At 62.0% G+C, this 26,839-nt stretch carries 23 protein-coding genes and 1 pseudogene; 18 read left to right on the top strand and 6 right to left on the bottom strand.

The features are described from left to right. Window positions 1-13 precede the first annotated feature (13 nt). The 11 genes from rpoC (at window position 14) to thiS (ending at window position 15,120) form a co-directional block, all read left to right on the top strand. Window positions 14-4,204, top strand: a complete 4,191-nt coding sequence (gene rpoC / locus ACSHWJ_RS03630) for a DNA-directed RNA polymerase subunit beta' (RefSeq protein ID WP_218801356.1) — start codon at window positions 14-16, stop codon at window positions 4,202-4,204. Window positions 4,205-4,369: 165 nt separating this feature from the next. Continuing rightward, on the top strand, window positions 4,370-4,990 hold the full coding sequence (locus ACSHWJ_RS03625) for a c-type cytochrome (protein WP_010960368.1): 621 nt from the start codon (window positions 4,370-4,372) through the stop codon (window positions 4,988-4,990). A 130-nt stretch (window positions 4,991-5,120) separates the two neighbouring features. Continuing rightward, window positions 5,121-5,690, top strand: a complete 570-nt coding sequence (locus ACSHWJ_RS03620) for an ATP-dependent zinc protease family protein (protein WP_010960369.1) — start codon at window positions 5,121-5,123, stop codon at window positions 5,688-5,690. Window positions 5,691-5,716: 26 nt separating this feature from the next. Then, window positions 5,717-7,249, top strand: a complete 1,533-nt coding sequence (locus tag ACSHWJ_RS03615) for an inactive transglutaminase family protein (protein WP_282213451.1) — start codon at window positions 5,717-5,719, stop codon at window positions 7,247-7,249. Further along, on the top strand, window positions 7,246-8,214 hold the full coding sequence (locus tag ACSHWJ_RS03610; protein WP_017365157.1) for an alpha-L-glutamate ligase-like protein: 969 nt from the start codon (window positions 7,246-7,248) through the stop codon (window positions 8,212-8,214). The genes ACSHWJ_RS03615 and ACSHWJ_RS03610 overlap by 4 nt, the downstream gene beginning before the upstream one ends. A 323-nt stretch (window positions 8,215-8,537) precedes the next feature. Beyond that, window positions 8,538-9,917 carry a phosphate ABC transporter permease subunit PstC gene (gene pstC / locus ACSHWJ_RS03605; protein ID WP_282213450.1) on the top strand — a complete coding sequence of 460 codons (1,380 nt, stop codon included), beginning with the start codon at window positions 8,538-8,540 and terminating at the stop codon, window positions 9,915-9,917. Then, window positions 9,910-11,214 carry a phosphate ABC transporter permease PstA gene (pstA, locus tag ACSHWJ_RS03600; RefSeq protein WP_010960373.1) on the top strand — a complete coding sequence of 435 codons (1,305 nt, stop codon included), beginning with the start codon at window positions 9,910-9,912 and terminating at the stop codon, window positions 11,212-11,214. The genes pstC and pstA overlap by 8 nt, the downstream gene beginning before the upstream one ends. Before the next feature lie 100 nt (window positions 11,215-11,314). Then, window positions 11,315-12,151, top strand: coding sequence for a phosphate ABC transporter ATP-binding protein PstB (gene pstB, locus ACSHWJ_RS03595; RefSeq protein ID WP_154656743.1), 837 nt, complete (start codon window positions 11,315-11,317; stop codon window positions 12,149-12,151). An 18-nt stretch (window positions 12,152-12,169) separates the two neighbouring features. Then, on the top strand, window positions 12,170-12,862 hold the full coding sequence (phoU, locus tag ACSHWJ_RS03590) for a phosphate signaling complex protein PhoU (RefSeq protein WP_017365154.1): 693 nt from the start codon (window positions 12,170-12,172) through the stop codon (window positions 12,860-12,862). A 181-nt stretch (window positions 12,863-13,043) separates the two neighbouring features. Continuing rightward, complete coding sequence (gene aroG, locus ACSHWJ_RS03585; protein ID WP_432539319.1) at window positions 13,044-14,135, top strand: 3-deoxy-7-phosphoheptulonate synthase AroG; 1,092 nt, start codon at window positions 13,044-13,046, stop codon at window positions 14,133-14,135. Window positions 14,136-14,139: 4 nt separating this feature from the next. Continuing rightward, entirely contained in the window at window positions 14,140-15,120 is a 981-nt protein-coding gene (thiS, locus tag ACSHWJ_RS03580; protein WP_218801357.1) for a sulfur carrier protein ThiS, read from the top strand. A gap of 114 nt (window positions 15,121-15,234) precedes the next feature. Here the strand turns inward: thiS and ACSHWJ_RS03575 are convergent. Beyond that, window positions 15,235-15,591: pseudogene (locus tag ACSHWJ_RS03575) on the bottom strand (transglycosylase SLT domain-containing protein); the annotation flags it as partial. A 907-nt stretch (window positions 15,592-16,498) separates the two neighbouring features. Here ACSHWJ_RS03575 and ACSHWJ_RS03570 point away from each other — a divergent pair. Next, on the top strand, window positions 16,499-16,807 hold the full coding sequence (locus tag ACSHWJ_RS03570; protein WP_432539318.1) for a hypothetical protein: 309 nt from the start codon (window positions 16,499-16,501) through the stop codon (window positions 16,805-16,807). Here the strand turns inward: ACSHWJ_RS03570 and ACSHWJ_RS03565 are convergent. Beyond that, entirely contained in the window at window positions 16,804-17,025 is a 222-nt protein-coding gene (locus tag ACSHWJ_RS03565) for a hypothetical protein (RefSeq protein WP_432539317.1), read from the bottom strand. The two genes, ACSHWJ_RS03570 and ACSHWJ_RS03565, sit on opposite strands and share 4 nt — an antisense overlap. Before the next feature lie 361 nt (window positions 17,026-17,386). On the opposite strand from ACSHWJ_RS03565, the gene ACSHWJ_RS03560 reads away from it, so the two are divergent. After that, window positions 17,387-18,181, top strand: a complete 795-nt coding sequence (locus ACSHWJ_RS03560) for a carbonic anhydrase (protein WP_432539316.1) — start codon at window positions 17,387-17,389, stop codon at window positions 18,179-18,181. Here the strand turns inward: ACSHWJ_RS03560 and ACSHWJ_RS03555 are convergent. Both ACSHWJ_RS03555 and smbP read right to left on the bottom strand, forming a co-directional pair. Continuing rightward, window positions 18,114-18,575, bottom strand: coding sequence for an AMP-binding enzyme (locus ACSHWJ_RS03555; RefSeq protein ID WP_435928692.1), 462 nt, complete (start codon window positions 18,573-18,575; stop codon window positions 18,114-18,116). The genes ACSHWJ_RS03560 and ACSHWJ_RS03555 overlap by 68 nt on opposite strands. 33 nt (window positions 18,576-18,608) lie before the next feature. Then, window positions 18,609-18,947, bottom strand: a complete 339-nt coding sequence (smbP, locus tag ACSHWJ_RS03550; protein ID WP_010960380.1) for a small metal-binding protein SmbP — start codon at window positions 18,945-18,947, stop codon at window positions 18,609-18,611. A 242-nt stretch (window positions 18,948-19,189) separates the two neighbouring features. Between smbP and ACSHWJ_RS03545 the strand changes: the two genes are divergently transcribed. Next, entirely contained in the window at window positions 19,190-21,061 is a 1,872-nt protein-coding gene (locus ACSHWJ_RS03545) for a PhoX family protein (protein WP_432539314.1), read from the top strand. Between the two features lie 51 nt (window positions 21,062-21,112). Here the strand turns inward: ACSHWJ_RS03545 and ACSHWJ_RS03540 are convergent, their stop codons facing one another. Beyond that, entirely contained in the window at window positions 21,113-22,234 is a 1,122-nt protein-coding gene (locus ACSHWJ_RS03540; protein WP_432539313.1) for a hypothetical protein, read from the bottom strand. Window positions 22,235-22,508: 274 nt separating this feature from the next. Between ACSHWJ_RS03540 and ACSHWJ_RS03535 the strand changes: the two genes are divergently transcribed. From ACSHWJ_RS03535 to cax, 4 genes are all read left to right on the top strand, one after another. Beyond that, on the top strand, window positions 22,509-23,414 hold the full coding sequence (locus ACSHWJ_RS03535; protein ID WP_432539312.1) for an EcsC family protein: 906 nt from the start codon (window positions 22,509-22,511) through the stop codon (window positions 23,412-23,414). Window positions 23,415-23,424: 10 nt separating this feature from the next. Further along, window positions 23,425-23,760, top strand: coding sequence for a DUF5132 domain-containing protein (locus ACSHWJ_RS03530; RefSeq protein ID WP_010960384.1), 336 nt, complete (start codon window positions 23,425-23,427; stop codon window positions 23,758-23,760). After that, window positions 23,693-24,232, top strand: coding sequence for an HMA2 domain-containing protein (locus ACSHWJ_RS03525; RefSeq protein WP_432539311.1), 540 nt, complete (start codon window positions 23,693-23,695; stop codon window positions 24,230-24,232). The genes ACSHWJ_RS03530 and ACSHWJ_RS03525 overlap by 68 nt, the downstream gene beginning before the upstream one ends. A gap of 79 nt (window positions 24,233-24,311) precedes the next feature. After that, window positions 24,312-25,397 carry a calcium/proton exchanger gene (gene cax / locus ACSHWJ_RS03520; RefSeq protein ID WP_432539310.1) on the top strand — a complete coding sequence of 362 codons (1,086 nt, stop codon included), beginning with the start codon at window positions 24,312-24,314 and terminating at the stop codon, window positions 25,395-25,397. A 60-nt stretch (window positions 25,398-25,457) separates the two neighbouring features. On the opposite strand, the gene ACSHWJ_RS03515 is transcribed toward cax, so the two are convergent. Further along, a complete protein-coding gene (locus ACSHWJ_RS03515) occupies window positions 25,458-26,750 on the bottom strand; it encodes an alkaline phosphatase PhoX (protein WP_432539309.1) in 1,293 nt (430 codons plus the stop codon). Window positions 26,751-26,839: the final 89 nt, after the last annotated feature.

Below are 26,839 nucleotides of genomic sequence, written 5' to 3'. Positions count from 1 at the left end.
CGTGAAAGATTTGATCAATTTTCTGAAGCGCCAGACGCAAAGCGAAGAGTTCGATGCGATCCGCATCAGCCTGGCATCGCCCGACATGATCCGTTCCTGGTCCTATGGCGAGGTGAAAAAGCCCGAGACCATCAACTACCGGACTTTCAAGCCGGAGCGCGACGGTCTGTTCTGCGCCAAGATCTTCGGACCGGTGAGCGACTACGAATGCCTGTGCGGCAAGTACAAACGTCTCAAGCACCGGGGGGTGATCTGCGAAAAATGCGGCGTGGAAGTCACCCTTTCCAAGGTGCGGCGGGAACGCATGGGACACATCGAACTGGCCAGTCCCGTTGCCCATATTTGGTTCCTCAAGTCGCTGCCTTCGCGCATCGCGCTGCTGCTCGACATGCAGTTGCGCGAAATCGAACGGGTACTCTATTTCGAATCCTATGTCGTCATCGATCCGGGCATGACTCCGCTCACCCGGGGCCAGCTGCTCGGCGAAGAGGAATATCAGAAGCTGGTCGAACAATACGACGACGAGTTCACCGCCAAGATGGGGGCCGAAGCCATCCGCGAATTGCTGCGCACCATGGATCTCCACGCCGAGGTCGTGCAGTTGCGGGAGGAAATCAACGGCACCAACTCCGAGACCAAGATCAAGAAGTACACCAAGCGGTTGAAGGCGATCGAATCGATGCTGGCGTCCAACAACCGGCCGGAGTGGATGATCCTCACCGTGCTGCCTGTGCTGCCGCCGGACCTGCGTCCGCTGGTGCCGCTGGATGGCGGTCGCTTCGCCACCAGCGATCTCAACGATCTGTACCGCCGCGTCATCAATCGTAACAACCGTCTCAAACGGCTGCTCGACCTCAATGCGCCCGACATCATCGTGCGCAACGAGAAGCGTATGCTGCAGGAATCGGTCGATGCGCTGCTGGACAACGGCCGCCGCGGCCGCGCGATCACCGGTTCCAACAAGCGTCCGCTCAAGTCCCTGGCCGATATGATCAAGGGCAAGCAGGGCCGCTTCCGTCAGAATCTCCTGGGAAAGCGCGTCGACTACTCCGGCCGTTCCGTGATCGTGGTGGGGCCGACCTTGCGACTGCATCAATGCGGTCTCCCCAAGAAGATGGCGCTGGAGCTGTTCAAGCCGTTCATCTTCAGCAAGCTGCAGTTCCGCGGCCTGGCCACGACCATCAAGGCGGCCAAGAAGATGGTGGAGCGCGAGGCGCCCGAGGTCTGGGACATCCTGGACGAGGTGATCCGCGAACATCCGGTCATGCTGAACCGTGCGCCGACCCTGCACCGGCTGGGCATCCAGGCGTTCGAGCCGATCCTGATCGAAGGCAAGGCGATCCAGCTTCATCCGCTGGTGTGCACCGCCTTCAATGCCGACTTCGACGGCGACCAGATGGCCGTGCATGTGCCGCTTTCGCTGGAAGCGCAGCTCGAAGCCCGTTCTCTGATGATGGCGACCAACAACATTCTGTCCCCGGCCAACGGTGAGCCCATCATCAATCCCACTCAGGACGTCGTCATGGGGCTGTACTACATGAGCCGGGAGCGCTTGTTCGCCAAAGGCGAGGGCATGATCTTCGCCAGCGTCGACGAGGCCGAACAGGCGTTCCTCAATGGCGCCGTTGACCTGCATGCCAAGGTGGTGGTCCGTGTGCGGGAGGTGGTGGTGGGCGAGGGCGGGGAGCGTACCGAGAGCATCAAGCGGGTCCAGACGACGGTGGGGCGTGCGCTGATCTGGAACATCGTGCCGGAGGGCATACCGTTCGAAATGGTCAACGTCGATATGACCAAGAAGGCCATTTCCCGTCTGATCAACCACGCCTATCGAACCCTGGGTATCAAGGCCAGCGTCATCTTCGCCGACCAGTTGATGTATCTCGGCTTTTCCCATGCGACGAGGGCGGGTGTGTCGTTCGGCGTCGAAGACATGGAGATCCCCGCCCGAAAGGATGAAATCATCCAGGCGGCGGAGCGTGAAGTGAAGGAAATCCAGAACCAGTTTGCCTCGGGCCTGGTGACGGACGGCGAACGCTACAACAAGGTCGTCGACATCTGGTCGCATGCCAACGACCAGGTGGCCAAAGTGATGATGGAAGGACTCGGCGTGGACGAGGTGACCGTTGGAAACGGCGAGACCATCAAGCAGAAGTCGTTCAATTCCATCTTCATGATGGCCGACTCCGGTGCCCGCGGCTCGGCGGCGCAGATCCGCCAGCTGGCCGGCATGCGCGGCCTCATGGCCAAGCCGGACGGCTCTATCATCGAGACGCCGATCACAGCGAACTTCCGGGAAGGACTGACGGTATTGCAGTACTTCATTTCGACCCATGGCGCCCGCAAGGGGCTCGCCGACACCGCACTCAAGACGGCCAACTCCGGCTACCTGACGCGCCGCCTGGTGGACGTCGCTCAGGATCTGGTGATCACCGAGGATGACTGCGGGACGACGGACGGTTTGCAGATGGCCCCGTTGATCGAAGGCGGGGATGTGGTCGAGCCATTGGCGGAACGGGTGCTGGGGCGGGTACTGGCCGAGCACGCGGTCGATCCCGCGAGCGGAGACGTGCTGCTCGAAGCCGGTTCGATGCTGGACGAGCGGGCGGTGCAGCTACTCGAACAGCACGGCGTCGACAACGTCCGGGTGCGCTCCGTCATCACCTGCAAGACCCGTTATGGGGTCTGTGCCTCGTGCTATGGCCGCGACCTCGGTCGTGGCCACAAGGTCAACATCGGCGAGGCGATCGGCGTGATCGCGGCGCAGTCGATCGGCGAGCCGGGCACGCAGCTCACCATGCGTACCTTCCACATCGGTGGTGCGGCCTCGCGGTCGGCGGCGATCAGCAACGTCGAGGTGAAGTCGAGCGGACAGATCCGGCTGACCAATCTCAAGACCGTAGTCAACCGGGACAATGCGCTGGTCGCGGTCTCGCGTTCCGGCGAAATCAGCGTGATCGACGAACACGGCCGTGAGCGTGAGCGCTACAAGATCCCCTACGGAGCGGTTCTGTCGGTGCGGGAGGGCGGCGCGGTCAAGGCAGGCCAGATCGTGGTGAACTGGGATCCGCATACCCATCCGGTCATCTCCGAGGTCCGGGGCCGCGCCAAGCTGATCGATTTCGTCGAAGGCGTTACCGTGCGTGAACAGTCCGACGAAATGACCGGCCTGAGCTCGATGGTGGTCATCGATCCCAAGCAGCGCGGCGGCGCGGGCAAGGAACTGCGGCCGTTGGTCAAACTGGTGGACGAGGAGGGCAACGACATCTTCATTCCCTCGACCGAAATCACGGCGCAGTACTTCCTGCCGGCCGGAGCGATCATCGGCATCCGCGACGGCGATCTGGTCGAAGTCGGCGATGTGCTCGCGAGGATTCCTCAGGAGTCCAGCAAGACGCGTGACATCACCGGTGGTCTGCCGCGCGTCGCGGATCTGTTCGAAGCGCGCAAGACCAAGGATCCCGCCATCCTGGCCGAGGCGACCGGCACGGTGTCCTTCGGCAAGGAAACCAAGGGCAAGCGCCGCCTCATCATCACCGACGCGAGCGGCGAGCAGCACGAGGTGATGGTACCGAAATGGCGCAACATCACGGTGTTCGAAGGCGAGCACGTGGAACAGGGCGAAACCATCGCCGAAGGTGAACTGACGCCGCACGACATTCTGCGGCTGCGCGGCACCGCCGAGCTGGCTTCCTACCTGGTCAAGGAAATCCAGGATGTGTATCGGCTGCAGGGTGTAAAGATCAACGACAAGCACATCGAAGTGATCATCCGCCAGATGCTGCGGAAAGTGGAAATCACCGATCCCGGTGATTCCAGCTTCCTGCGAGGTGAACAGGTGGACCGGTCGCGGCTCCTGGAGGAGAACGACCGCCTGGAAGAAGAGGGCAAGGTGCCCGCGTGTTACGAACCGGTGCTGCTGGGTATCACCAAGGCCTCCTTGAGCACCGAGTCGTTCATCTCCGCGGCGTCGTTCCAGGAAACCACGCGTGTGCTGACCGAAGCGGCGATCCGGGGATCCACCGACCGCTTGCAGGGCCTGAAGGAGAACGTCATCGTGGGACGTCTGATCCCGGCGGGAACCGGTCTGGCCTACCATACGGAGCGCAGGGAACGGGCAAAGCTCGGCGAGGTGACGGAACCCGAAACCCCCATCATCGATACGGCTGAGGTGGAAGAGGCCCTGAAGCAAGCGTTCAGCCTGTGACCGGATCGGCCGGGGGGAGGCCGATGCATCCTCCCGGTTTCCGCGGTTGTCAAATTCCCGGAAACCGGTACCATACGCCGACTTGCCGGGGGGCGCACGGCTGGCGTGTGCGCCGCGGGTTGCCCGGCGTTCGGATCGACTAGTCACTGGGGAGTATTCAGCATCATGAAAAACCATATCCTGTGGAAGGTTGCGGTCGCCGGACTGGCCGGAATGGTCAGCAGCGGGACGGCATCGGCGGAGGGAGACCGCATGTCGGGGAAGGAGAAGTTCTACACCTGTGCCGGCTGTCATGGCATCGAGGGTTACTCCAATACCTATCCGACCTATCATGTGCCCAAGCTGGCCGGGCAGCACGACGATTATGTAGTCTCCGCGCTCAAGGCCTATGCCTCGGGAGCGCGGCAGCACGGAAGCATGGAAGGCAACGCGGTTTCGCTTTCCGACAAGGACCTGCGGGACATCGCCGCTTATGTCGCAGGTTTTCGGGCCATCAACGTCAAGAACGCCGTGACCGGCAACGTAGCCAATGGCAAAAAGAAGGCCGAGGCCAGCGGCTGCGGCGGCTGCCATGGGGAGGACGGCAACGGTGAGAGTCCCAACCCCCGTCTGGCCGGCCAGTACGAAAACTACCTGATGAAGGCGCTCGAAGACTACAAGACCGGCGTACGTAAGAATGCCATCATGAACGGTCTGGCCGGCGCGCTTTCCAAAGAAGACATCCACGACCTGGCTGCCTTTTATTCGAGCCAGGCCCGCGGACTTTCGGTTGTTCAGGACGACTGACCGGCACTTTCGCCAATTCGGATGACGGCTCACTGGGGAGACTGGTGGGCCGTTTTTCGTCGATTGCCAGGGAGGCGGAAAATATCCTAAAGACTTCGAATCCGCTGTATCACAGGACCGGGTTTGCGTCATGAAACTTCATCGTATTGGGATCGCATTCTTGTTGGGACTGGTCAGTGCCGTTTCCTCCGCCGGCGACGCGCCGAAACCGAGAGACAAGGTCGTCATGGGCTGGCTGGAGTCGGTGTTTCTGTTGCCGTGGAATCTCCGCCTAACGGCCAAGCTGGATACCGGCGCGAAGACCTCGGCACTGCATTCGGACAATATCCAGCGATTCAACCGGGACGGCCGGGAATGGGTCCGGTTCACGCTGGAAAGCGAGGATGACGATAAAACCGTCGTCGTCGAGAGGCCCTTGGAGCGCACCGTTTACATCAAGGAGCGCCACAAAGGGTCATCAAAGCGGGAAGTGGTCACCTTGACGCTGTGCAAGAACGGACGTGAATACCAGACCGAATTCACCCTGGTGGATCGTAGCAATTTCAACTACCCCCTGTTGCTCGGCCGCAGTTTTCTGAGTGACGTCGCCGTGGTCGATGCGGGAGAAACATTCGTTTTCAAGGCGGAGGGCGACCCCTGTAACCAGCGGGGTAAGGGCAGCGCTACGCCGGTCCCCTCGCCCGCGGATGGAAGGCGCTGAGGGGAGATGACGGAGTCCCGTCCGGCATGAGCAAACTCCACGTTCGCCTTCTCGCCGCCGTGTTGACGGCGGTGGGTCTGGCGTTGTGCTATTACAAAGTCGAGATTCTGGGATTGCCGCTGCTGCCGACAGAACAGGCCGAGGTCTGGACGGTCGAGGCGCGTATCGAGTTCAAGGCCCGGCGGGATACCGCCGTCAAGGTCCAGTTCGCCATTCCGCGGGCGCCGCGGGGTTACACCGTGCTCGACGAGAACTTCGTCGCCAGCGATTACGGTTTGACGACCGACGACAACGGCCTACGCCGGCAGGCGCGCTGGGCCATACGTGAAACCCACGGTTGGCAGGTCCTGTATTACCGTATCCACCTTGCCAAGGATCCGGCCGCGGAGGCCTCGCCCCCGCCGACGGGAGTGGTCATGCCGGTAGAGCCGCAGAGTTTGCCCGAACCCTTACAGGCGGCCGCTCGCGGCCTTCTCAACGAGGTCCGCAGCAAATCGGCGGACAACGTGACGTTCGCCCAGGCTCTCCTGCAGCGTCTCAACGCTGCCGACGCCGACAGCAACGTGAGTCTCTTGCGCCAGGACATCACCGGACCGGACGATTGGGCGCGCCGGATCGTGGCCATCCTGCGCGAGGCCGACGTTTCCGCCCGTCCCGTCTACCTGGCGATCCTGAAGGACAATGCCAGCCGGGGTTCGCTCACCCCCTGGGTCGAGGTGTTCGACGGCGACTCCTGGGTGGATCTGAACCCTTCGAGCGGTGAGACAGGGTTGCCGGGGGATGCGATCGTGTGGACGGTCGGTAGCGAGCCCCTGCTCAAGATCACGGGGGGGAAGAACGGGCGGGTCGAATATTCGGTGCGCCGGCATTCGCAGGAAATGACCCAGATCGCCGAGCAGCGTGCGCGGAAGATGGGGTCCAGGATCATGGAATTTTCCCTGTTCAGCCTGCCGGTCAAGACGCAGAACGTCTATCGGGTGCTGCTGCTGGTGCCGATTGGGGCCTTTCTCATCGTGTTCCTGCGTAACGTCGTGGGGCTTCAGACTTTCGGAACCTTCATGCCGATCCTGATCGCGGCGGCCTTCCGGGAAACCCAGCTGCTTTGGGGGGTCGCGATGTTCTGTCTCTTGGTCGCCCTGGGGTTGTTGCTGCGGTTCTATCTGGAATCGTTGAAACTGCTCCTGGTTCCGAGGCTGGCGGCGGTTCTCATCATCGTGATCCTGCTCATGGCGATGGTGAGCGTCATGACCTACAAGCTTGGCTTGGACCGGGGGGTATCCGTCGCTTTGTTCCCGATGGTGATCATGGCGATGACCATCGAGCGGATGTCGATGGTCTGGGAGGAGTTTGGGCCGGTCGAAGCCTTGAAGCAAGGGTTTGGCAGCCTGGCCGTGGCCGTCCTTGGCTACCTGAGCATGAGTAGCGACTATTTGGGGCACCTCGTTTTCGTTTTTCCGGAACTGCTACTGGTGGTCCTGGCACTCACACTGCTCCTGGGCCGTTACACGGGATATCGTCTGCTGGAACTGTGGCGTTTCCGTGGAGCGCTCAAGGGATGAAAGCCGGGGGCTGGAAAGACCGCATGTTTCCCTGGCGGCGTCTTCGCCGGCTCGGCATCCTGGGGATGAACGAGCGGAACGCCGACTTCGTGCTGCCCTACAATCCTCGCTCGTTGTACCAGCTCGTCGATGACAAACGCAGGACCAAGGCGCTAGCGATCGAGCTTGGTATTCCGGTGCCCCGGCTTTATGCGGTGGTGGAAATCGAACATCAGATCGAAGATCTCTCCCGGTTGCTCGCCCCCTATGGCGAATTCGTCGTCAAGCCGTCGCACGGCAGCGGGGGAGAGGGCATCCTGGTGGTCGAGTCACGCAGTGACGGCCGTTACCGCAGGTGTAGCGGCCTGGTCCTGACCGAGGAGGATCTGGGTCATCACATTTCCAACATCCTCAGCGGCATGTATAGCTTGGGAGGGATTCCGGACTGCGCACTCATCGAGTATCGGGTCAATTTCGATCCGCTCTTCACCGAAGTGAGCTATCTCGGTGTCCCCGACATCCGGATCGTCGTATTTCGCGGAGTACCGGTGATGGCGATGATCCGTGCCCCGACCCGCCTTTCCGACGGAAAGGCCAATTTGCATCAAGGTGCGGTCGGTGTGGGAGTCGATATGATCACGGGGCGGACCTACAATGGCATCTGGCGCGAACGCCGGATCGAAGAGCATCCCGACACGGGCGGCGAACTCGCCGGCATATGTGTGCCCCATTGGGACGACATCCTGACCATGGCAGCCCGCTGTAACGACATGGTCGGCATGGGATACATCGGCGTGGATATCGTGCTGGATCGCGACCTCGGGCCTTTGATGCTCGAGCTGAACGCACGGCCCGGTCTCAGTATTCAGCTTGCGACCCGAACGGGGCTTCTGCCGCGCCTGCGCTATCTGGAGGGGTTGCGTGAAATCCCCCGCGACGTTCCTGAGCGTGTGGCATTGGCGAAAACCGTCGCGAACCGCTTTTAGGTCGTTGACGTGGCGGGTGGGGCGGCCATGAGGTTTTTTCCGGTGAAATACCGTTGTAATGTTGCCGGGTTAAAAGGTTTTCTTGCTCAGTCTCTGCTCGTTCCCGGACGTGGTATGTTCCCGTGCGCCCGCTTCGTCAACGGATTCGGCGGGCGGCGGAGTGATGCTGGCAGTTTTTTTAGGGTGGGCATGGTGTTCGCCCCGGCTGGAACCCCCTGAAGCATATGCCCCGGGATTCCGGGCCACGGTCTCATATGATGTCCGATGCTCCGCTGCGTCCGTAAATTGCCGGCCGGTCCGATTTTTGTGGCCAGAAGTTACCCATGACCAAATCAACGCTGTTTTTCGTCCTCGTATTGTTGTGCCTCGCCGCTTACCGTTTCGGCCGCCGTCGCTCCTTGGCGGTCGCCTCGGGCAGAATCCGCAACCTCCACTCGCTTCCCGGGTACTACGGATTTTTCGTTGCGCTTTGGTGTGGAGTGCCCGCTTTGATACTGCTGGTCTGTTGGCTGATGTTCGAGGGGCCGGTCATCAACCACCTCGTCATTTCGAGCCTGCCGGACGAGCTCCGCGGCCAGTCTCCCGAGCAACTGGGTCTTGTCATCAACGACATCCGCAACGTGGTGGGCGGAAAGGAAACATCGGCTACCAACCCGGCGATACAGGCGGCTGCCGCCGAATACCTCCGCCTGCGCTCTTTGAGTGACGCCTTGCTGGCCGCGGTCGCGCTGTCCGTTTCCGTAATCGGCGGCGTGGTCGCCGGGCAGCGCATCCAGCCGTCGTTGCGGGCGCGGAACAAGGTGGAAGGGGCGTTGATGCTTTTTTTGATCGCCTGCTCCCTGGTGGCGATCTTCACCACCGTCGGCATCGTGCTTTCGGTGCTGTTCGAATCGATACGGTTTTTCGGACTGGTTCCGATCACCGAGTTCCTGTTCGGTACCGACTGGAGTCCGCAGATGGCGATCCGTGCGGACCAGGTCGGGTCTTCCGGCGCATTCGGAGCGGTGCCTCTGTTCACCGGCACCTTGCTGATTTCGGCGATCGCCATGGCGGTTGCCGTTCCCATCGGCTTGTTGTCGGCCATCTATCTGGCGGAATACGCCACCCCCCGGATCCGGGCGGTCGGCAAACCGTTGCTCGAAGTCCTGGCGGGCGTACCCACCGTCGTCTACGGCTTCTTTGCCGCTCTGACAGTCGCTCCCTTTGTCCGGGATGTGGCGCAGTCCCTGGGGCTCGAGGCGTCCTCCGAGAGCGCTCTGGCTGCGGGGCTGGTGATGGGAGTCATGATCATTCCGTTCGTATCATCGCTTTCTGACGATTTCATCAATGCGGTGCCGCAGTCACTCCGAGACGGCGCTTATGCCCTCGGCGCCACCCAATCGGAAACGATCCGAAACGTCGTCATTCCGGCAGCGTTGCCCGGTATCGTTGGTGGAATCCTGCTCGCGGTGTCCAGGGCGATCGGCGAGACCATGATCGTCGTCATGGCGGCGGGCCTGGCGGCGAATCTGACCGGGAATCCCCTGCAGGCGGTCACCACCGTCACTACCCAGATCGTCACCCTGCTGGTGGGCGACCAGGAATTCGACAGTCCGAAGACGCTGGCGGCTTTCGCCCTCGGCCTGGTGCTGTTCCTGGCGACGCTCGCCCTCAACATCATTGCCATGCACATCGTCCGGAAGTATCGGGAACAATATGAATAGCGAAGCCACGCACGTCCTTTCGCGACGCACTGCCGACATCGTCAAGGCCTCCCTCGGGCGGCGGCATGCCGCCGAAAGGCGTTTTCGCCTCTATGGCCTCATGTCCATAGGTGCGGGCATCCTGATGCTGGTCATCCTGCTGGTCAGCATCTTCGGCCAGGGCTACCGGGCATTCTCGCAGACCTACGTGGGTCTCGACGTCAGTTTCGACCCGGCCGTGATCGATCCCGACGGCGGGCGTTCGCCGGAAGCGCTGGCCTCGGCCGACTATGGGGCACTGCTGAAGCGCGCTCTGGGGGAGCTGTTTCCGGATGTCACTGAACGTCAGGACAAACGCGCCCTGCATCGGTTGATCAGCGCGGGCGCTTCGTATGCCGTCCGTGACGAGATCCTGGCACATCCCGAGTTGGTCGGTCATTCGGCCCGCATCTGGGTGGCAGCGGGCGCGGACGTCGACCTGCTGGAAAAGGGCTACTTCGATCGCAGCGCCGCCGAAGCCGAGCGGCGCATGAAGGACCGCGAACTGGCATGGGTCGACAGGCTCAAGGCCGAAGGTCGTCTGGAACGGCGATTCAACGCGAAGTTCTTTACGGCCGGTGATTCGCGCGATCCGGAACAGGCGGGGATAGGGGGAGCGTTGATGGGCTCCTTCTACACCGTCCTGGTCACCCTGGTACTGTCTCTCCCCATCGGTGTGGCGGCCGCCATCTATCTCGAGGAGTTCGCGCCGCGCAATCACTGGGTCGATTTCATCGAGGTCAACATCAACAATCTCGCGGCGGTGCCATCGATCGTCTTCGGCCTGCTCGGCCTGGCCGTGTTCATCAATTTCTTGGGCGTGCCGCGTTCCTCGCCGCTGGTCGGTGGGCTGGTGCTCACGCTCATGACGCTGCCGGTCATCATCATCGCAGCCCGCTCGGCCCTGAAGGCGGTACCGCCCTCGATACGCGAGGCCGCCATGGGGGTGGGGGCTTCGCCAATGCAGACCGTGTTCCACCACGTCGTACCCCTGGCCATGCCGGGGATGCTGACCGGCGCGATCATCGGGATGTCGCGGGCGCTGGGCGAAAGTGCGCCATTGCTGATGATCGGTATGGTGGCTTTCATCGTCGACATTCCGCACGGCATTTTCGATCCGGCGACCGTGCTGCCCGTCCAGGTCTACCTGTGGGCGGACAGCCCGGAGCGGGGCTTCGTTGAGCGCACTTCCGCGGCGATTCTGGTCCTGCTGGCATTCCTGATCCTGATGAACGGCACTGCGGTGTACCTGCGCCGGCGCTTCGAGCGGCGCTGGTGATTCGTCCTCGGGGCCTGCGGGTTAAACTACCAAAAGCTCGAGGGAGCGCATGAATACAATCGCAGAGAGTCAAACGGTTCAAGGCAAAGAGAGCGCAAAAATGAGAAGCCCGGAAAAGGGAACTTTGATCGCCGCCCACCAGAGGGAGTTCACCCGGACGATCGGAGAAATCAGCTCGCCGAACCCCAGGATCATGTGCCGGGACGTCAATGTCTATTACGGCGAAAAGCATGCGATTCAGAACGTCAGTCTGGATGTCGGCCACAATGAGGTCATCGCTCTGATCGGCCCTTCCGGTTGCGGAAAGTCGACGTTTCTGCGCTGTCTCAACCGGATGAATGACACCATCGTGGGCTGCCGGGTGACCGGTTCGATCCGTCTCGACGGCCAGGACATCTACGACGGCGGGCTGGACGTGGTGCCGCTGCGGGCGCAGGTGGGCATGGTGTTCCAGAAGCCCAATCCGTTTCCGAAGAGCATCTACGAAAACGTCGCCTACGGGCCGAAGATCCACGGTCTGGCGAATAGCAAGGCTGAGCTGGAGGAAATCGTGGAGTCGTCGCTGCGGCGGGCCGGCTTGTGGGACGAGGTCAAGGACGATCTGGCCAAGCCCGGTACCAGTTTGTCGGGTGGACAGCAACAGCGCCTGTGCATCGCCCGGACCATCGCGGTCAGTCCCGAAGTGATCCTGATGGATGAGCCCTGTTCGGCGCTCGATCCCATCGCCACGGCCAAGATCGAGCAGCTCATCGACGAGTTGCGCGAGCTCTACACCATCGCCATCGTGACCCATTCCATGCAGCAGGCGGCCCGCGTCTCCCAGCGTACGGCCTACTTCCATCTCGGCCGGCTGATCGAGGTCGGTGATACGGCACAGGTCTTCACCAACCCACGCCATCCCCTCACCGAAGACTACATCACCGGCCGATTCGGCTAATTGCGGAGATTGCGTTCGATGAATCAGGTTACGGAAGGTCACAGTATCCGCCGTTACGACGGCGAGTTGCGGGAACTGCACTACAAGGTGCTGGAAATGGGCACGCTGGTGCTGACCCAGGTCAAAGAGGCGGTGCGTTCCCTGAAAACGGGCGACGTGAGTCTGGCAGCAGAAATCATCGAAGAGGATGACCAGGTCGACGATCTCGAAGTTGAAGCCGATACCGAGGTCGTTGCGCTGTTCGCCCGCCGCTGTCCGAAGGGCAGCGATCTTCGCCTGGTGATGGCGCTGTCGAAAGCCATTACCGATCTGGAGCGCGTCGGCGATGAGGCGGTGAAGATCGCCTCGTGCGTGGAACGGCTGTATGCCGTCCCGGCCGATTATCCTGCCGAAGTGCCGCGCAACCAGGTCCTCGTGCTTGCTGACCTCGTGGTCAAGCGGTTCGAGAGCGCATTGCGCATCGTCGATTCGTGGGAAGCCGAACAGGCGCAGCAGTTCATCGCGAGCCAGCGCGAGGTTTCCGAGAGGTTCCAACAGACGCTCGGCGGGTTGATGGACAATGGCGGTTCCGATGCCGGCGGTGCCAACCGGGCGGTGAATCTGGTTCTGGTCCTCAAAGCGCTGGAACGTATCGCCTGCCACGCGGAAAATCTGGCGGAATACGTGATCTACCAGGCCATGGGCCTGGTGATCCGGCACCATGCGGTCTGAACGTCCCCATTCCAGCATGACGTCCGGGCATGAATGGCGCCTCAACGGCTCCGCTCATCCCTGACGGCGACTATCCCCAAACGCTGCGCTAGGCTAAAATAGTCCGATTTCCCGGCGTCTGCGCTGATGATGAGGCCCGGCCGCAGGGGCTTCGAATTGTCGATCAGAGAGATTTGCGGCCATGCCCAGCGTGTACAACACCGACGATCTTCGCATCTGCGAGATCAAGGAAGTCATTCCGCCCGTCCAGGTTCATGAGGAATTCCCGATCACGGACCGGGCCGCACTCACGACACTGACCGCCCGCCGAGGGATTCACGCAATCCTTTCCAGGGAGGACGACCGCCTGCTGGTGGTGATCGGGCCCTGTTCGATCCATGACCCCAAGGCCGCGCTCGAATACGGGGAGCGGCTGCTGCCACTCCGCCAGAAACTGGCGAGACATCTGGAAATCGTGATGCGGGTCTATTTCGAGAAGCCGCGAACGACCGTCGGCTGGAAAGGCCTGATCAATGATCCCGATCTGGACGAGAGTTTCAACATCAACAAAGGCTTGCGCCTCGCCCGCAAGCTGTTGCTCGATCTGAACGAACTGGGCATGCCCGCGGCCACCGAGTACCTCGATCTCATCACCCCGCAGTATGTCTCCGACCTGATCGCTTGGGGCGCCATCGGTGCTCGTACCACGGAGAGCCAGTCTCACCGTGAACTGGCATCGGGGCTGTCATGTCCGGTTGGATTCAAGAACGCCACCGACGGCACGATCAAGGTTGCTGTCGACGCCATAGGTGCGGCACGGCGGCCACATCATTTCCTGTCTTTGACCAAGGCCGGTCATTCGGCGATCTTCTCCACGACCGGTAACACCGACTGTCACATCATCCTTCGTGGCGGAGCCCGGCCGAATTACGACGCGGCCAGCGTCGAAGCGGCGGCCAGGGCGCTGGAAGCCGTCGGCCTGCCGCCCAACATCATGGTGGACTGCAGCCATGCCAACAGCATGAAGGATTACCTGAAGCAGCTGCGGGTGGCCGAGGACGTGGCCGAACAGATAGATGGCGGCGACAGGCGGATCATCGGCTTGATGGTGGAAAGTCACCTCAAGCCGGGCAATCAGAAACTCCACAAGGGCATGATTCCCGAATACGGTGTCAGCATCACCGATGCCTGCATCGGCTGGGATGACAGCGTGGCCGTGCTGGAACGGCTCGCCGCCGCGGTGGAGAGCCGGCGCGGCCGGTCGGCAGGCATCCGGAACGTGCGGGGGGCCTGAGCGCATGCGTGTTTTCGTCAACGGCGAAGAGCGTACGGTACTGCCTGGAACGACCCTGGAGGATCTGATCGTCGCCATGGACCTCGCCGGGAAACGTGTGGCCGTCGAGCTGAACCTCGAAATCGTGCCACACGGCGACTATGGTTCCCGGGTCCTCCAGCCCGACGACCGGGTGGAAATCGTCCACGCCATCGGGGGGGGGCAGGGCGATCCGCTGGTGATCGCCGGGAAGGCATACACTTCACGCCTGCTGGTCGGGACTGGCAAATACAAGGATCTGGCGGAAACCCGGGCCGCGGTGGAAATGTCCGGTGCGGAGATCGTCACGGTGGCGATCCGGCGCACCAACATCGGCCAGGACCCGGGCCAGCCCAGTCTCCTGGACGTGATCCCGCCCGACCGCTACACCATTTTGCCCAATACCGCCGGCTGTTACACGGTCGAAGACGCCGTGCGTACCTGCCGGCTGGCCCGCGAGCTGCTCGGGGGGCATCGTCTGGTCAAGCTGGAGGTGCTGGGCGACCCGACCACCCTCTTCCCGGACGTGACCGCGACGCTGGAGGCGGCGGAGATCCTGGTGCGCGATGGATTCGATGTCATGGTATACACCAACGACGATCCGATCATCGCCAAGCGCCTGGAAGAGATCGGCTGCGTCGCCGTGATGCCCCTGGCCGCCCCCATCGGATCGGGGTTGGGGATTCGCAATCCCTACAACATCCTGACCATCGTGGAAAACGCCAAGGTCCCGGTCCTGGTCGACGCGGGCGTGGGTACGGCTTCCGATGCCGCCGTAGCGATGGAACTCGGCTGCGACGGCGTGCTCATGAACACGGCGATCGCCGAGGCTAAAAATCCAGTACTGATGGCATCGGCGATGAAGAAGGCGATCGAGGCCGGGCGTGAAGCCTTCCTGGCGGGCAGGATGCCTAGGCGCCGGTTCGCGTCGGCTTCGTCCCCGCTGGCGGGGTTGTTCTTCGATTGAGCACCCGTGAGGGTGGGGTGGTTTCGGGTGCCGACGAGTTGAAAGCGGCAATCCGGCAGCCGTAGTGTACCTCCCATGCCCTTCCTTCGGCAGCGGCTCGCCGGAACGCAGGGCTTTCATCAGGGCGCCCGGCCCGAGGTTGTAGGCGGTCAGCGCCTTCTCCGTGTCCCCGCCGAACAGGTCGGTCAGGTCCCGGAGATACCGGGCCGCGCCGTTGGCGGCCTGCTTCAGGTCGTGCGGGTCGGTCACGCCGTACTGGGCGGCGGTCGCCGGCATGAGCTGGAACGCCCCGCGGGCGCCCTTCGGGCTGACCGCCGCCGGGTTCAGGCCGCTCTCGACCAGCCCCACCGCCTTGAGCAGGGCGGGATCGAGGTTGTTGTCGATCGCCGCCTGGTGGATGACCGCCTCGGCGTCGGACGGGGCCGCGGGGGCGGAAGCGGGGGCGGAAGCGCCGGACCCGGCGTCGAGCATGCGCTCGATGTCGAAGGCGTCCCGCAGCCGCAGGCCGCGCTTCTGCTCGTAGCGCGCCCGGTCCTGCGCGAGCCGGCGCTCGAGGGCGGAAGCGGCGAAGCGCCGGTCCGCGTCCTCGGCCGCCTGGGCGCGGACCATCGCGTCCTGGTACAGCGCGTTGCGGTTCGCGGCCTGGAGCCCGGGGCTGACGCCGGCGAAGGTCTCGTTGCCGTAGGGATCGACGGAGATCTGGACGCCGTTGGCGGAGAGCCGGGTCTGGGGAAGGGCTACCATCTTGACCAGGTCCTCCGGGGGGAGTCCGTTTTGCGCCGCGAGGCCTAAAATCTGTTGGCGTTCTTCAGGAGTCCGGGCGTTCTGGAGAATGCCTGCCACTCGGCGAAGCTTCGCCTGATTCAGACGGGTATTGACGTAATCGGCCAGGCCGCGATCCTTCGCGTAGAGCGAAGACATCACGGCGTGGTGCAGCGTGTCGGCGTTGACCAGCTTGACTGGATCGTCGTCGCGGTTGGTGCGCCCTTCGGTGATTGGCCCGTGGGACAGCACGTTGCCGTCCCCGTCCAGCCAGGACACCCGCAGGCCGTAATGCGGGTTGCCCCGGTCGTCCTTGCCCGTGGGCACCACCTCATCGACGCGCACCTTGGCGACGTTGTCGGGCACGCCGTGCTTGAGCTGGCCCTGGAAAAACGGATGGTTGAAAAGCTCCAGCGCCTCGGGGGACCGCAGCGCCTCGTGCGCGTCCTTCGTGACGAGGTTGCCCGCCGGGTCCGTGGTGGTGTACAGCGAGAGGTACTTCCCGGCGACATCCTGCGCGTCCCGCAGTTCCGCCGCCTCGCGCCGTTGACGGTCCTGTTCCTGGAGGGCTACGATGTCGCGGTAAGCGCCGAGAAAGCTACCGAATGGATCGCCGATGTTGTACAAAGCCATGAAGAACTTCCTGTTCCTGGTTGCGCTGTTTCCCGTGACGGCGGCTGCCTTCGACCCTGCTGTAGATTCGAGCGATCCTTACGAACGGGAACTCGCCCGCCGCCGCGCGGCCAACGGAGGGTTCTACCCCTTCCACGATCCTATGGACGACATCCGGGAACGGCAGCGCCGCTCCGCGATCTATGACGTCTGGGAGACGGACTCCCAGGGCCACTACCGCCAGTACCTCGTCATTCCGGACGAGTACGGCAGGCCGAGCCGCATCACGCCCGGATTATCCTCGGGCCGCTAGGAAGGCTGCAAACCGTCTGGCGGGTCCTGCGCCACCGCCTCCAGGAACGGCCTGAGCTTCCCGCTCTGCCGCGCTACCTCGTCCCAGACGAGTCCGGTCTTCGCCTGCAGGAGCCGGTGCGCGTCGGGGTAGTTCTTCCGGATCCATTCGACGCGCTCGACCTCGGCCACGGAATTCCCCCACGCGGTGCAGGTCGCGCAGTCGAGCGAGTGGGTCACGCCCTAGAGACGAACGTTGTCTGGGAACTGTTCGCAACTCCCCCCTTTTGATGCTCAAGATCGCCCTCGCTTCAGAAGATGTCGAGCGCACTCTGCCGGTCCAGGATGATCCGACCGTCACGGAGCGAGGCTTCTTGCCTTGTGGCTTTTCGCGCACCTTCGGAGACAGGGAATCACCTTGCCCCTGATGGGGGGCTGTCGTGTCTCGAATAGTCGCGTAGTCGGTCGGCTGCCGACGATGACCCGCATCAAGCAGGGAGGGCTTAAGCCGCCTCCTTGACTTATTGTTGATCTCTCTACATTCTTTTCTCCATCTCAAATCCGGGTGAGATGGATCTCGCCGTTGAAGGGAGGAATTGGGATGGTACGGCGAACCATTTGGGCCGCACTGGCCCTCATCTGTATCCTGAGTTTTTCGCGCCCGGCCGGAGCCGCGGGATGCCCAAGCGAACCCGACTGGTCCTACAGCGGCGCCAACGGCCCCAGCAACTGGAACACCCTGTTTCCCATTCAGTGCGGGACAGGTTCGCGGCAGTCTCCATTCGATATCGTCACCGCCAACGTCACCAAGGCCGACCTGCCCAAGCTTAGCTTTCACTACAATGTCGCCGACGTGTTGTTTCTCGACCACGACGATCAGGTCGCCTTCAACCACGGCAACGGCAACTTCATAAAGATCGGGAAGGATCGCTTCGACCTTATCAACATCCACGAGCATACCCCGAGCGAATACACTCTAAACGGCCAACAGTTCCCGATGGAGATTCATCTCGTCCATCAGAACAAGCAGACCGGGCAGCTCGCGGTGATTGGCGTCTTCGTCGTCACGGGCAAGGAAAACAAGGGCGTCAAGGAGGCTCCGAGCTTCAACGACCCCTCGACGGTCGCTCTTAAGCTGACCGGGTTGATTCCCAAAAAGCGCAATTATGTGCGCTTCAACGGTTCCCTTACCACCCCAGGCGAAAACATCGCTCTGCCCAGATGCGCTGAAGGTGTGCTGTGGACGGAGATGCTGACGCCGATCGCGATGTCCTCCGACCAGATCGCCGCTTTCCAGGACTCGGCCCAGGTCTGCTGGGGCACCAGTATCACGAATCGTCCCCTCCAGCCCTCCAACAACAGGTTCCTGCTCTCGCCCAGGAACGTCGATCCGTGAGCCGCCCGCGTTTAACGCGCAGGCCGAAGGATAACCTCAGCGCGTGCGCTTTGCGCTTGCGCAGCTCGACCCGCCTGATCTTTCCGCTCACGGTCTTCGGCAGTTCGTCCAGGAACTCGATTTCCCTCGGATAATACTTGTAAGGAGCGGTCGTCCGCTTAACGTGCTCCTGAAGATCTCTCGCCAGGGTGGCATCCTTCGCCCCCCCCCCCCCCCGGTTTGAGGCGCACGAAAGCCTTTCACGATCGCGCCCCGATCCGGTGTATTCATAGTACGCATTGAACGCTAGCCCAAGATTGGAGGCGTCCCCTGGCTCTCCGGTGGGAATAAGCGTAGTTTTCCGATATGGGATGATGACGGGAAAGGCGGGCCGATGAGCATCGGCCCGCCCCATTAGCGGGGTTCGTCCCTAAACCCGACTTCCGTCTCAGGGCGCGGCTTTCAAGTGGGTGACGGCTTCCTCGGCCGATTTCTTGGCGATGTCGGCGTGCCCCATCTTCCCGTGCTCGATGGCGCTGTTCAGGCTCGTGATCGCAGCGTCGTAGTGGGGACTTTTCTTTTCCGCATTGGCGGCGGCGGCATGGGTCTTCGCGGCCTCCGCATGTTCCGCCACGCCTGCCGCATTGCCGGCCGCCACCGCGGCTTCGGCATGTTTCAACGCCTCTGCCTTGTGATCTTCCGCCGCCTGCGCCGCGCTCAGGCCGAGCATCGTGGCGAATGCCGCGGTCAGCAGCCCTTTGATGATGCCTCTGTTCAGAACGTTCATCGTGCTTTCCTCCTCTCGTGGGTGGTAAGGCTTCATGGTCGTCGGATGCATTGCACTCGGTATGTCCGACGGGAACACGGATACCACAGTCATTTTTCGGCGTCCATAGGAACTCTCCGGCCGTCGTTCGGAGCCGGCCCTGTCATCCGCCTTTAACTTCGAGCAAATAAGATCGCCCGCTCATCCGGACGGTGCAGGCCGTACGGTATAAAGATCATCATAATATTTCGAGGGGTTTGAAGATGATGAAAAAAAGATTTCTGGCTACGGCGGTCGGTATGGCTCTGGCGGGTGCGGGGGCATCCCCTGTCATCGCCGCCGTCAAAGGCGCGATTCCGGTGAAGTCAGTGGAGTTCATCGGGATGGCGGCGCCCGAAACCGCCGAACAAAGGGCTGCTGCCTACACCAACGCCAAGGCGAAGGTCACTTTCAAGAGCGGAGGGAGCCGGATCTACGATCTCAATTACAACACGCTCTTCTATAACACCGACACCATTGGCGGCGTGACTGCCGGCGCGATCTATGATGTGACCGGTACGCCATTGCTGGATTCGAACGGCAATCCGATGATCTCCGAAAGTCCGGACGCGAATAGTCTGATCCGCATCCCCGCCAGGGGCGGTGACAAGCTTTTTCTGGTTACCCATTTCGAATACGACTGGCTGGACACTGCCGGCGTCGATCAGTACGGCAAGCAGCCGATGACCATGAGCCTGGCGAGCATCGCGCAGGACGGGAAAACCGGGGCGCTGGCGGCGACCGGCCTCAAGAACATCGACATGTCGGCCATCGATGGCTTGTGGATTCCCTGTGCGGGCTCCCTCTCGCCCTGGAATACCCATCTCGGCAGCGAGGAGTATGAGCCGGACGCCCGTTGCCAAGTGGAAAGCTCCTGTGCAAGCGGATCCATTGGTCTGGAGGGGATGGAGCGTTATCTTGCCGGGACCAAGGTGGCCAACGTGTACAACTACGGCATCGTGCCTGAAGTGACAGTCGACGGAAGCGGCGCAACCCGCGTCGTCCGCCATCGGGCCCTGGGTCGCGTGTCCCGCGAGCTGGTTCAGGTGCTGCCCGATGAACGCACGGTGTTCCAGGGCGATGACGGTACCTATAACGTGCTGACGATGTTTGTGGCGGACCGGAAGCGTGATCTGTCTGCCGGGACGCTGTATGCCGCGAAATGGCAGCAGATCAGCGCCGAGAATGGCGGCGAAGCCGATCTGGCATGGGTCCGTCTCGGCCATGCCAGCGATGCCGAGCTGGATTCGCTGGTGGCGAGCGGCGTGACCTTTGCCGACATCTTCGAAACCGCCCCGGTGAACAAACTGGCCGATGGTTCCTATGAAGCGCCTCCGGCAGGTTTCAGGCAGATCATCGCCGGCCACAACAAGGGGCTGGTGGAAAATCTGAAGCTGAAACCCGGGATGGAAACCGCGGCGGCCTTCCTGGAGACACGCCGCTTCGCCGCGTATATGGGGGCCACCACGGAATTCGAAAAATTCGAGGGCGTGACGGTCAACGCCCGCGACCGGAAAGTCTATCTGGCGATGACGCGCCTGAGCAGTGGCATGGAGGACAAACCGAAGGATCCGGCCAACCACATCCGTATCCCCAAATTGCTGGCAGGCGCGGTCTACCAGATGGATCTCGCGACCTGGAAGCTGGACACCGAAGGCCGCAGGATCGACAGCAAGTACGCAGGGACTCACATGAAGGCCTTGGTGCTGGGACAGGACATCGCCAAGGATGCCGCGGGAAATACCGCCGCTGTCGACAGGATCGCCAATCCGGACAATCTGAAATATTCGGAAAAGATGCGCACCCTGTTCATCGGGGAGGACAGCAGTACGCTCCACATCAACAACTTCCTGTGGGCCTACAACGTGGACACCGGCAAGCTCTCGCGCATCCTCTCCCTGCCGGCGGGGGCCGAGAGCACGGGGCTCCAGGCCATCGACTCCCTCGGTGGCTATTCCTACATCATGAGCAACTACCAGCATGCGGGCGAATTCTCCTCCAACATCGACCCGGCCCTCAAAGGCCAGCTCGAGCCGCTGATCGACAAGTCCAAGGCGGCGGTCGGCTATCTGGGAGGCATGCCGGCTTTCAAGTGAGCGGCGTCAGCCTCGATCCACAAAAAAACGCCGGGGTGACCCGGCGTTTTTTCATTTTGCGATGGTGATGCTGGGCGTCCCGAAAGTCGGCAGATCGGTCACCGTCATCTGGTAAAGCTGGTAAAGGAGGCGGAAGGCTTCCAGATTCCATTGATGGCCGGATTCAGGGCGCAACGAGTAGTAACGGCCGTCGAATTCCACGGCGAGTCCCGCGGTCGACGGACGCGAATCCGTCTCCACGATGCCGACGGTTGACACGGGATTCTCCTTGACCGGCGGTGTTCTGGGGTCCGGGGCGACGTCGTACTCCGGTTCTTCCGCAATGGAGTTGCCGATGAAGCCGAGAATGCTGTGGAAGCTGCGCAGCCGGAACGTGCCGTGGATCGGGAATTCGCCGCCGGGGTAGTCCTTGCGGATATCCACCGCGATTTCGTTGGGCGGGCCGGTTTCGGCCTCCCGGTTCAGCCGGATGCGCTCCGCCTCGGGCAGGTTGTTTGGATCGTAGTTGGTAATCATCAGGCGGCCGGTGACCTTTTTCGACAGGACGTAGCTGTTCGTGTCCGGATCGAACCGGACCCCATAGTCTTTCTCCAGTCCCGCGAACCCTTCCGGAGTCATTGTAGAGGCCGGGAGCGTCCAGGACTGGGTGAAAAACAGCGGTTCCACGTACAGCCGGTTGCGGTCCTGGATGGAGGACAGGTGCAGGACGAGGCGCCGGAAGAATGAATAGCCGGCCCGGTCGGAGGGTTTATTGACATAGGCGACTTCTTCGCCTTCGCGGAACGTTCGGAACTCCTGCGCCATGAGACGTAGAGCCATGTCCACGTCCATGCCCTGGCGCAGCAACAGGGTCAGTTTGTTTTCCTGCAGCGGCGCCAGCATGCGCTTGGTGAAGGCTTCCCCCTCGACGGGGACGATGCTCACGGTCGGATTTTCGGCGACGGAGCCGCCAAAGACCGGCATCATCAACCCGCCCGAGTTGCCTGTCAGTGCCGGTGTGGCGCCTGCATTGAACGTGACGTTGTAGGTCGCCGCGATGCTGGACAGGGCGGTGAAATGAATCGGCTGGTGGCGGGCGGCACGGGCGATGTTCAAAAGGATCTGTTTGTCGATGATGTCGGTCGCGGCTTCGTTATAGGCTAGGACGGCATGGTCGAGTGCCGTCGGCGCCAAGCATCCGGAAAGGTTGGCGGCGGCCAGCCCCACGAGCCCTGTACGCCGAAGGGATGACAGGGAGGTTTTCATCGCACCGAAGGACATTTTCACAAGGACGTAGCGCGGCGGCCCGATTTCTCTGACATTGCCGAAAAAAGAAAGGGATGAAGTATAGCCCAGGCCGTACCGTGGTTCGTGTGGTTTTCCCTGTCAGGCAAGGTATCGACAAATCTCGCTGCGGCGTCATGAAACCGTCACAGCAACCTGATAGCTTGAACGGATAACACATATCTTGCGGATATCCCACCAATTCGCGTTTTCCTTTTCTCAAACACTCGATATGCGTTCAGCCAAATCAAAGCGCGTGCTCCCTTTTGCACTGACTCCAGATGACCGGCGGGCCTTGCAGCGGGCGTTCGATCACCTTGAATACCCCAGCTTCGCGGCGAGGCTGTCCGGCGTGGTCGGAACGCCCATCGAAATGGCCGTGAAGCTGCTGCCGCGCTCGTGCTACATGGCGTGGCATCGGGGCGTCGATGCGGCCGTTGCCAAGGCTCTGAGCATGGCGATCGGCAGCCTGAGCGCGTCGGCCGCGCCGCTGGCCGACCGCCGCTACTGGATGATGGGTGCCGTGTCCGGTGCCGTCGGTGGCTTCTTCGGTGGGCCGGCACTGCTGCTGGAAATCCCGCTGACGACGGTCCTCATGCTGCGGGCTATCGCCGACATTGCCCGGCAGGAAGGAGAGGACGTGGAGTCGCTCGAAGGCCAGCTCGCCTGTCTCGAAGTCTTCGCGTTGGGGGGACGATCCAGTGAGGACGATGCGGCCGACACAGGCTATTACGGCCTCCGTCTTGCGCTGGAGCTGCCGCTATCCAGCGCCGCCCGGCATATCGCGCGACGTGGCCTGGACCGCAGGAGTGCGCCGGCCCTGGTCAATCTGGTCGGCCATGTTTCCGAACGTTTCGGCGTGGCGCTTTCGGAACGGGCCGCCGCGAAACTTATTCCCGTTGTCGGCGCCTTGGGGGGCGCACTTATCAACAGCGTGTTCATTCAACACTTTCAGGATACCGCGCGCAGCCACTTTACTATTCGTCGATTAGAGCGAAAATATTCGAGATCGCTTATCGAAGCGGAATACAAGAAGTTGAAACGCCGGCCCGGAAAAGCCTCCGTCCGGTATACTGCATTGGCTGCCTGAGGAATTTGCCATGCCCCCGATCAAAGAGTTTTTCGACCAATTGCCGCCGGTCAACGAGGTTTTGAACAACGACATCGTCAAGGGTGTCGCGATCGGCGCTGGCGTCGTGGCCTTGGCCGGTCTGGCGCTCCCCGCCGCTGCGCGGGCCGCGCGGCCGATGGCGCGGTCGACCGTCAAAGCCGCCATCCTGCTTTCGGAAAAGGGGCGCGAAATCTTGGCTGAAGCCGCCGAGAATCTCGAAGACATCGTCGCGGAAGTCAAGGCCGAACTCGCGGCCGGTGCCGCTGCCGGTGCGGCGGCGGGTGAAACCGCGGCAGAAGCCAAAGGAGTCGAGGCCGCCGACTGATATGCTGAGGGCGGAGATCGTTCACTGCCTGCCCGGCAGGCTGCGGCTGCGCGTCGCCGAAAAACGCGGCGATGAAGCGGCGTTGCGGGAACTGGCAAACGGTTTGGCCGCGCATCCGGAAGTGGCATCGGTGGAAGTCCGGCCCGTAACCGGCGGTCTGCTGGTGGTCCACAATCTGGGCGAGGCGTGGCAGCCGATCACCCGCTATGCCGCCGACCGGAACTTGTTCGCCGTCACCGCGCCCGCGGCGTCGGTTTCCCCGCTTTCCATCGCAGATGCCACCGTAGCTGGCCTCAAGGTCATCGATCGCCGGTTGCGTCGGGCGACCGGTGGTGCGCTCGATTTCCAGTCCGCGATGTTTCTGACGTTCGTCGGGTTCGCGGTTCATCAGGCCCGGCAAGGCCACATGCTGGGTCCGGTGTCGACCCTGTTGCTCAATGCCTACGGTTTCCTAAAAGAGAAGGGCCGCTGATCCTAGGCGGCCGGCATCGGCCCGTTGCGGGGACAGGCGTCGGCAATGTTCTGCGGGATCGGGATATGTCGTCCAATTCATGAAGTTTCTTCTGGTCTTCATCCCGCTGGCCGTCATTTTCGAGCATTTGGCCTCGGTGCCGGCGGGTTTTCGGTTCGCGGCGGCCGCTCTTGCCATCATCCCGCTGGCCGCGGCGATGGTGGACGCCACTGGACGGGTATCCCATCGGGCGGGCCCGACGGTTGGCGGTCTGCTCAACGCCACTTTCGGCAACGCTCCGGAGTTGATCATCTCGCTCATGGCCCTGCGTGCGGGGCTGATCGAAGTCGTCAAGGCGTCGATCGTCGGGGTCATTCTCAGCAATCTCTTGTTCGTGCTCGGGCTGGCCTTCCTGCTGGGAGGATTGCGTTTCCATGTCCAGAAGTTCAATCGGCATGGCGCGCGGATTCAGCGGGCGGTATTGATGGTCGCAGCCATCAGCATCGTGGTGCCGAGCGTATTCGACAATTTCATACCGCCGGAAATGATCGATCGCGAAGACGGCCTCAATGTCTGCGTCGCGTTGGTGCTTTTGGCGACCTATGCGATGACCCTGGTTTTCATGCTGAAGACTCACCCCGATTATTTCGTGTCGGAAGAAACCGCTCCGGACGCGAATGTCGAGCCGGGCCGTACGGACGCCAAGTTAGCCGTGGCGCATCTGGCGATCTCTTCGGCAACACTCGCGATGATGAGCGAGATACTGGTCGGTTCGATCGAGGAAACCGCGGCCGGCCTCGGTATGTCGAAGGCATTCATCGGCGTGATCATTCTTGCCTTGATCGGCGGCGCTCCGGAAAGCGTGGCGGCGGTGACCGTGGCCCGCAGGAACAAACTGGATCTCACCATGGGCATCGCCGTCGGCAGCAGTGTGCAGATCGCACTGTTCGTCGCCCCGCTGCTCGTGCTGGCGAGTTATTTCATGGCGCCCCGGCCGTTGAACCTGATGGTCGGTAATGCCGGCATCATGATCATCATGCTCCCGGTTCTGTTGCTGTCCATGCTGGTCGGAGACGGCAGGTCGAACTGGTTCAAGGGGGTGCAGCTGTTGAGCGTGTACCTCCTCATCGCGCTTTTTTGCTATTTCCTCCCCGATACTCCGGGCACGTCTTTCTCCAGCCCTTGACGCAGCGGACGAAAAAGCGGTCCGGGGACCGCTTCTTTTGGGTGACGGGGAGACGCCCCCTCAATGGCTATGCTGTCCGGTTATCGCCATGGTCTTGTCGTTGCCCGTGGCCGAGTCGTGGACGTTGACGTACAAGGTGCCGGCATCGGCGCCGAAATAGATGCCCGTACCCACCGCCTCGGCATCCTTCAGCGAGGCGAAAAGCTTCACGCCGCTGCTCAGGCCGCCGGCTTCCGTATGGGTATCCGCCACCCAGATGTCGCTCGGCTGAGTGTCCTCCGTGATCCAGAGTTTCCCGTCGGGTCCCGCCGCGAGGGTTTCCGGACGGAAGAAGCCGGTGATTCCAGCTGCCGCATTCTGGATGGGAACGTTCTTACCGACCTCGACGAAATAGGCCACTTTGGGCTTGTTGCCCAGCGTGACGGACAGGATCACCCCGGGGCCGTCGACGCCGTCGATGCGGGGTTCGCACTTCACCGCCACGTACAATTTCTGGCCGATCAGTTCGATGTCCTCCGGATTGCAGTAGGGTGTCGCATTGGCTGCGCGCGCCGCCTCGTGCGCATCGATCCGGGCCTGGTTCATGTTGAGCGGAACCCATTTCGCGCTGCCGGTCTGGCCACCGTTCTTGACGCGCAGCGCGTATAGTTTGCCTTTGCTCAGGTTACCGCGCTTTTTCGGCACGAACTTATAGATGTAACTGTCCCGGTTCGAGCTGGACAGGTAGACATTGCCTTTGTGGTCGAACTCGACCGCTTCGTGGCGGACGGCTCCCAGCGAGGGCAGGGCCGTTACCGACTGGGCCACGGTGGGGTCGTCCTTGTTCAGCTTCAGCTCGTAAACGAGACCCCGTTTGGCATCGGGATAATCCGGATCGGGGTATTGCGGCTCGTCGGTTTCCTCTGCGAACAGCAAGGAACCCCAGGGCGTCCAGGTCAAGCCGTCCAGTACCTCCCAGTCGGCGCGGGTCGCCAGCAACCGGGTGGCGCCGGTTTCCAGGTCGACCACCGAAAGCGCCCCGCCGGATCTCCCGTCCAGATGGGCGTCCTTGCCCGGATAGGTTTCATGGGTGCGGTAGAGGTAGCGGCCTGCCAGCGGGCCGGTTTCGTTCGTGACGATGAAGGCCGGCCGGTCGTTGAGCTGGTAGATGTCCAGATCGGTTTCGTCCGAGACGATGCGCTGGGAATAGCCATCCGGAATGAGCCAGGGCACGGTGTCGAGGATCGTCTTGTCGGTCGTGGCTTCCGCGTAAGCCGAGGCGGGAATCGGGTCGAAGTCCATTGCTTCGGCTTTGGCAGCGCCGACGTAGCTGCATATTGCAGAAGCCGCGACGGTGGTAAGGATGTTTCGCATCAAATATCTCCGCTGTTGTCTTTCTTGGCAGCCTTCCGTTGTTCCCAAAATGAAAAACGCGCTACGGTGAAATGGGTTGGCTGATACGA

The sequence above is a fragment of the Methylococcus sp. S1M genome, assembly GCF_051295855.1.
GTDB classification, from domain to species: domain Bacteria; phylum Pseudomonadota; class Gammaproteobacteria; order Methylococcales; family Methylococcaceae; genus Methylococcus; species Methylococcus capsulatus.
Note: the sequence above shows the minus strand (reverse complement) of the source record. Positions and strands in the feature narration are given on the sequence as shown.

What these genes read in the sequence shown, in the direction of transcription:
- ACSHWJ_RS03625 (WP_010960368.1), top strand. Translation starts at nt 4,370, where the DNA reads ATGAAAAACCATATCCTGTGGAAGGTTGCGGTCGCCGGACTGGCCGGA.
- ACSHWJ_RS03620 (WP_010960369.1), top strand. Translation starts at nt 5,121, where the DNA reads ATGAAACTTCATCGTATTGGGATCGCATTCTTGTTGGGACTGGTCAGT.
- ACSHWJ_RS03615 (WP_282213451.1), top strand. Translation starts at nt 5,717, where the DNA reads ATGAGCAAACTCCACGTTCGCCTTCTCGCCGCCGTGTTGACGGCGGTG.
- ACSHWJ_RS03610 (WP_017365157.1), top strand. Translation starts at nt 7,246, where the DNA reads ATGAAAGCCGGGGGCTGGAAAGACCGCATGTTTCCCTGGCGGCGTCTT.
- pstC (WP_282213450.1), top strand. Translation starts at nt 8,538, where the DNA reads ATGACCAAATCAACGCTGTTTTTCGTCCTCGTATTGTTGTGCCTCGCC.
- pstA (WP_010960373.1), top strand. Translation starts at nt 9,910, where the DNA reads ATGAATAGCGAAGCCACGCACGTCCTTTCGCGACGCACTGCCGACATC.
- pstB (WP_154656743.1), top strand. Translation starts at nt 11,315, where the DNA reads ATGAGAAGCCCGGAAAAGGGAACTTTGATCGCCGCCCACCAGAGGGAG.
- phoU (WP_017365154.1), top strand. Translation starts at nt 12,170, where the DNA reads ATGAATCAGGTTACGGAAGGTCACAGTATCCGCCGTTACGACGGCGAG.
- aroG (WP_432539319.1), top strand. Translation starts at nt 13,044, where the DNA reads ATGCCCAGCGTGTACAACACCGACGATCTTCGCATCTGCGAGATCAAG.
- thiS (WP_218801357.1), top strand. Translation starts at nt 14,140, where the DNA reads ATGCGTGTTTTCGTCAACGGCGAAGAGCGTACGGTACTGCCTGGAACG.
- ACSHWJ_RS03570 (WP_432539318.1), top strand. Translation starts at nt 16,499, where the DNA reads ATGTTGTACAAAGCCATGAAGAACTTCCTGTTCCTGGTTGCGCTGTTT.
- ACSHWJ_RS03560 (WP_432539316.1), top strand. Translation starts at nt 17,387, where the DNA reads ATGGTACGGCGAACCATTTGGGCCGCACTGGCCCTCATCTGTATCCTG.
- ACSHWJ_RS03555 (WP_435928692.1), bottom strand. Translation starts at nt 18,575, where the DNA reads ATGGGGCGGGCCGATGCTCATCGGCCCGCCTTTCCCGTCATCATCCCA.
- smbP (WP_010960380.1), bottom strand. Translation starts at nt 18,947, where the DNA reads ATGAACGTTCTGAACAGAGGCATCATCAAAGGGCTGCTGACCGCGGCA.
- ACSHWJ_RS03545 (WP_432539314.1), top strand. Translation starts at nt 19,190, where the DNA reads ATGATGAAAAAAAGATTTCTGGCTACGGCGGTCGGTATGGCTCTGGCG.
- ACSHWJ_RS03530 (WP_010960384.1), top strand. Translation starts at nt 23,425, where the DNA reads ATGCCCCCGATCAAAGAGTTTTTCGACCAATTGCCGCCGGTCAACGAG.
- cax (WP_432539310.1), top strand. Translation starts at nt 24,312, where the DNA reads ATGAAGTTTCTTCTGGTCTTCATCCCGCTGGCCGTCATTTTCGAGCAT.
- ACSHWJ_RS03515 (WP_432539309.1), bottom strand. Translation starts at nt 26,750, where the DNA reads ATGCGAAACATCCTTACCACCGTCGCGGCTTCTGCAATATGCAGCTAC.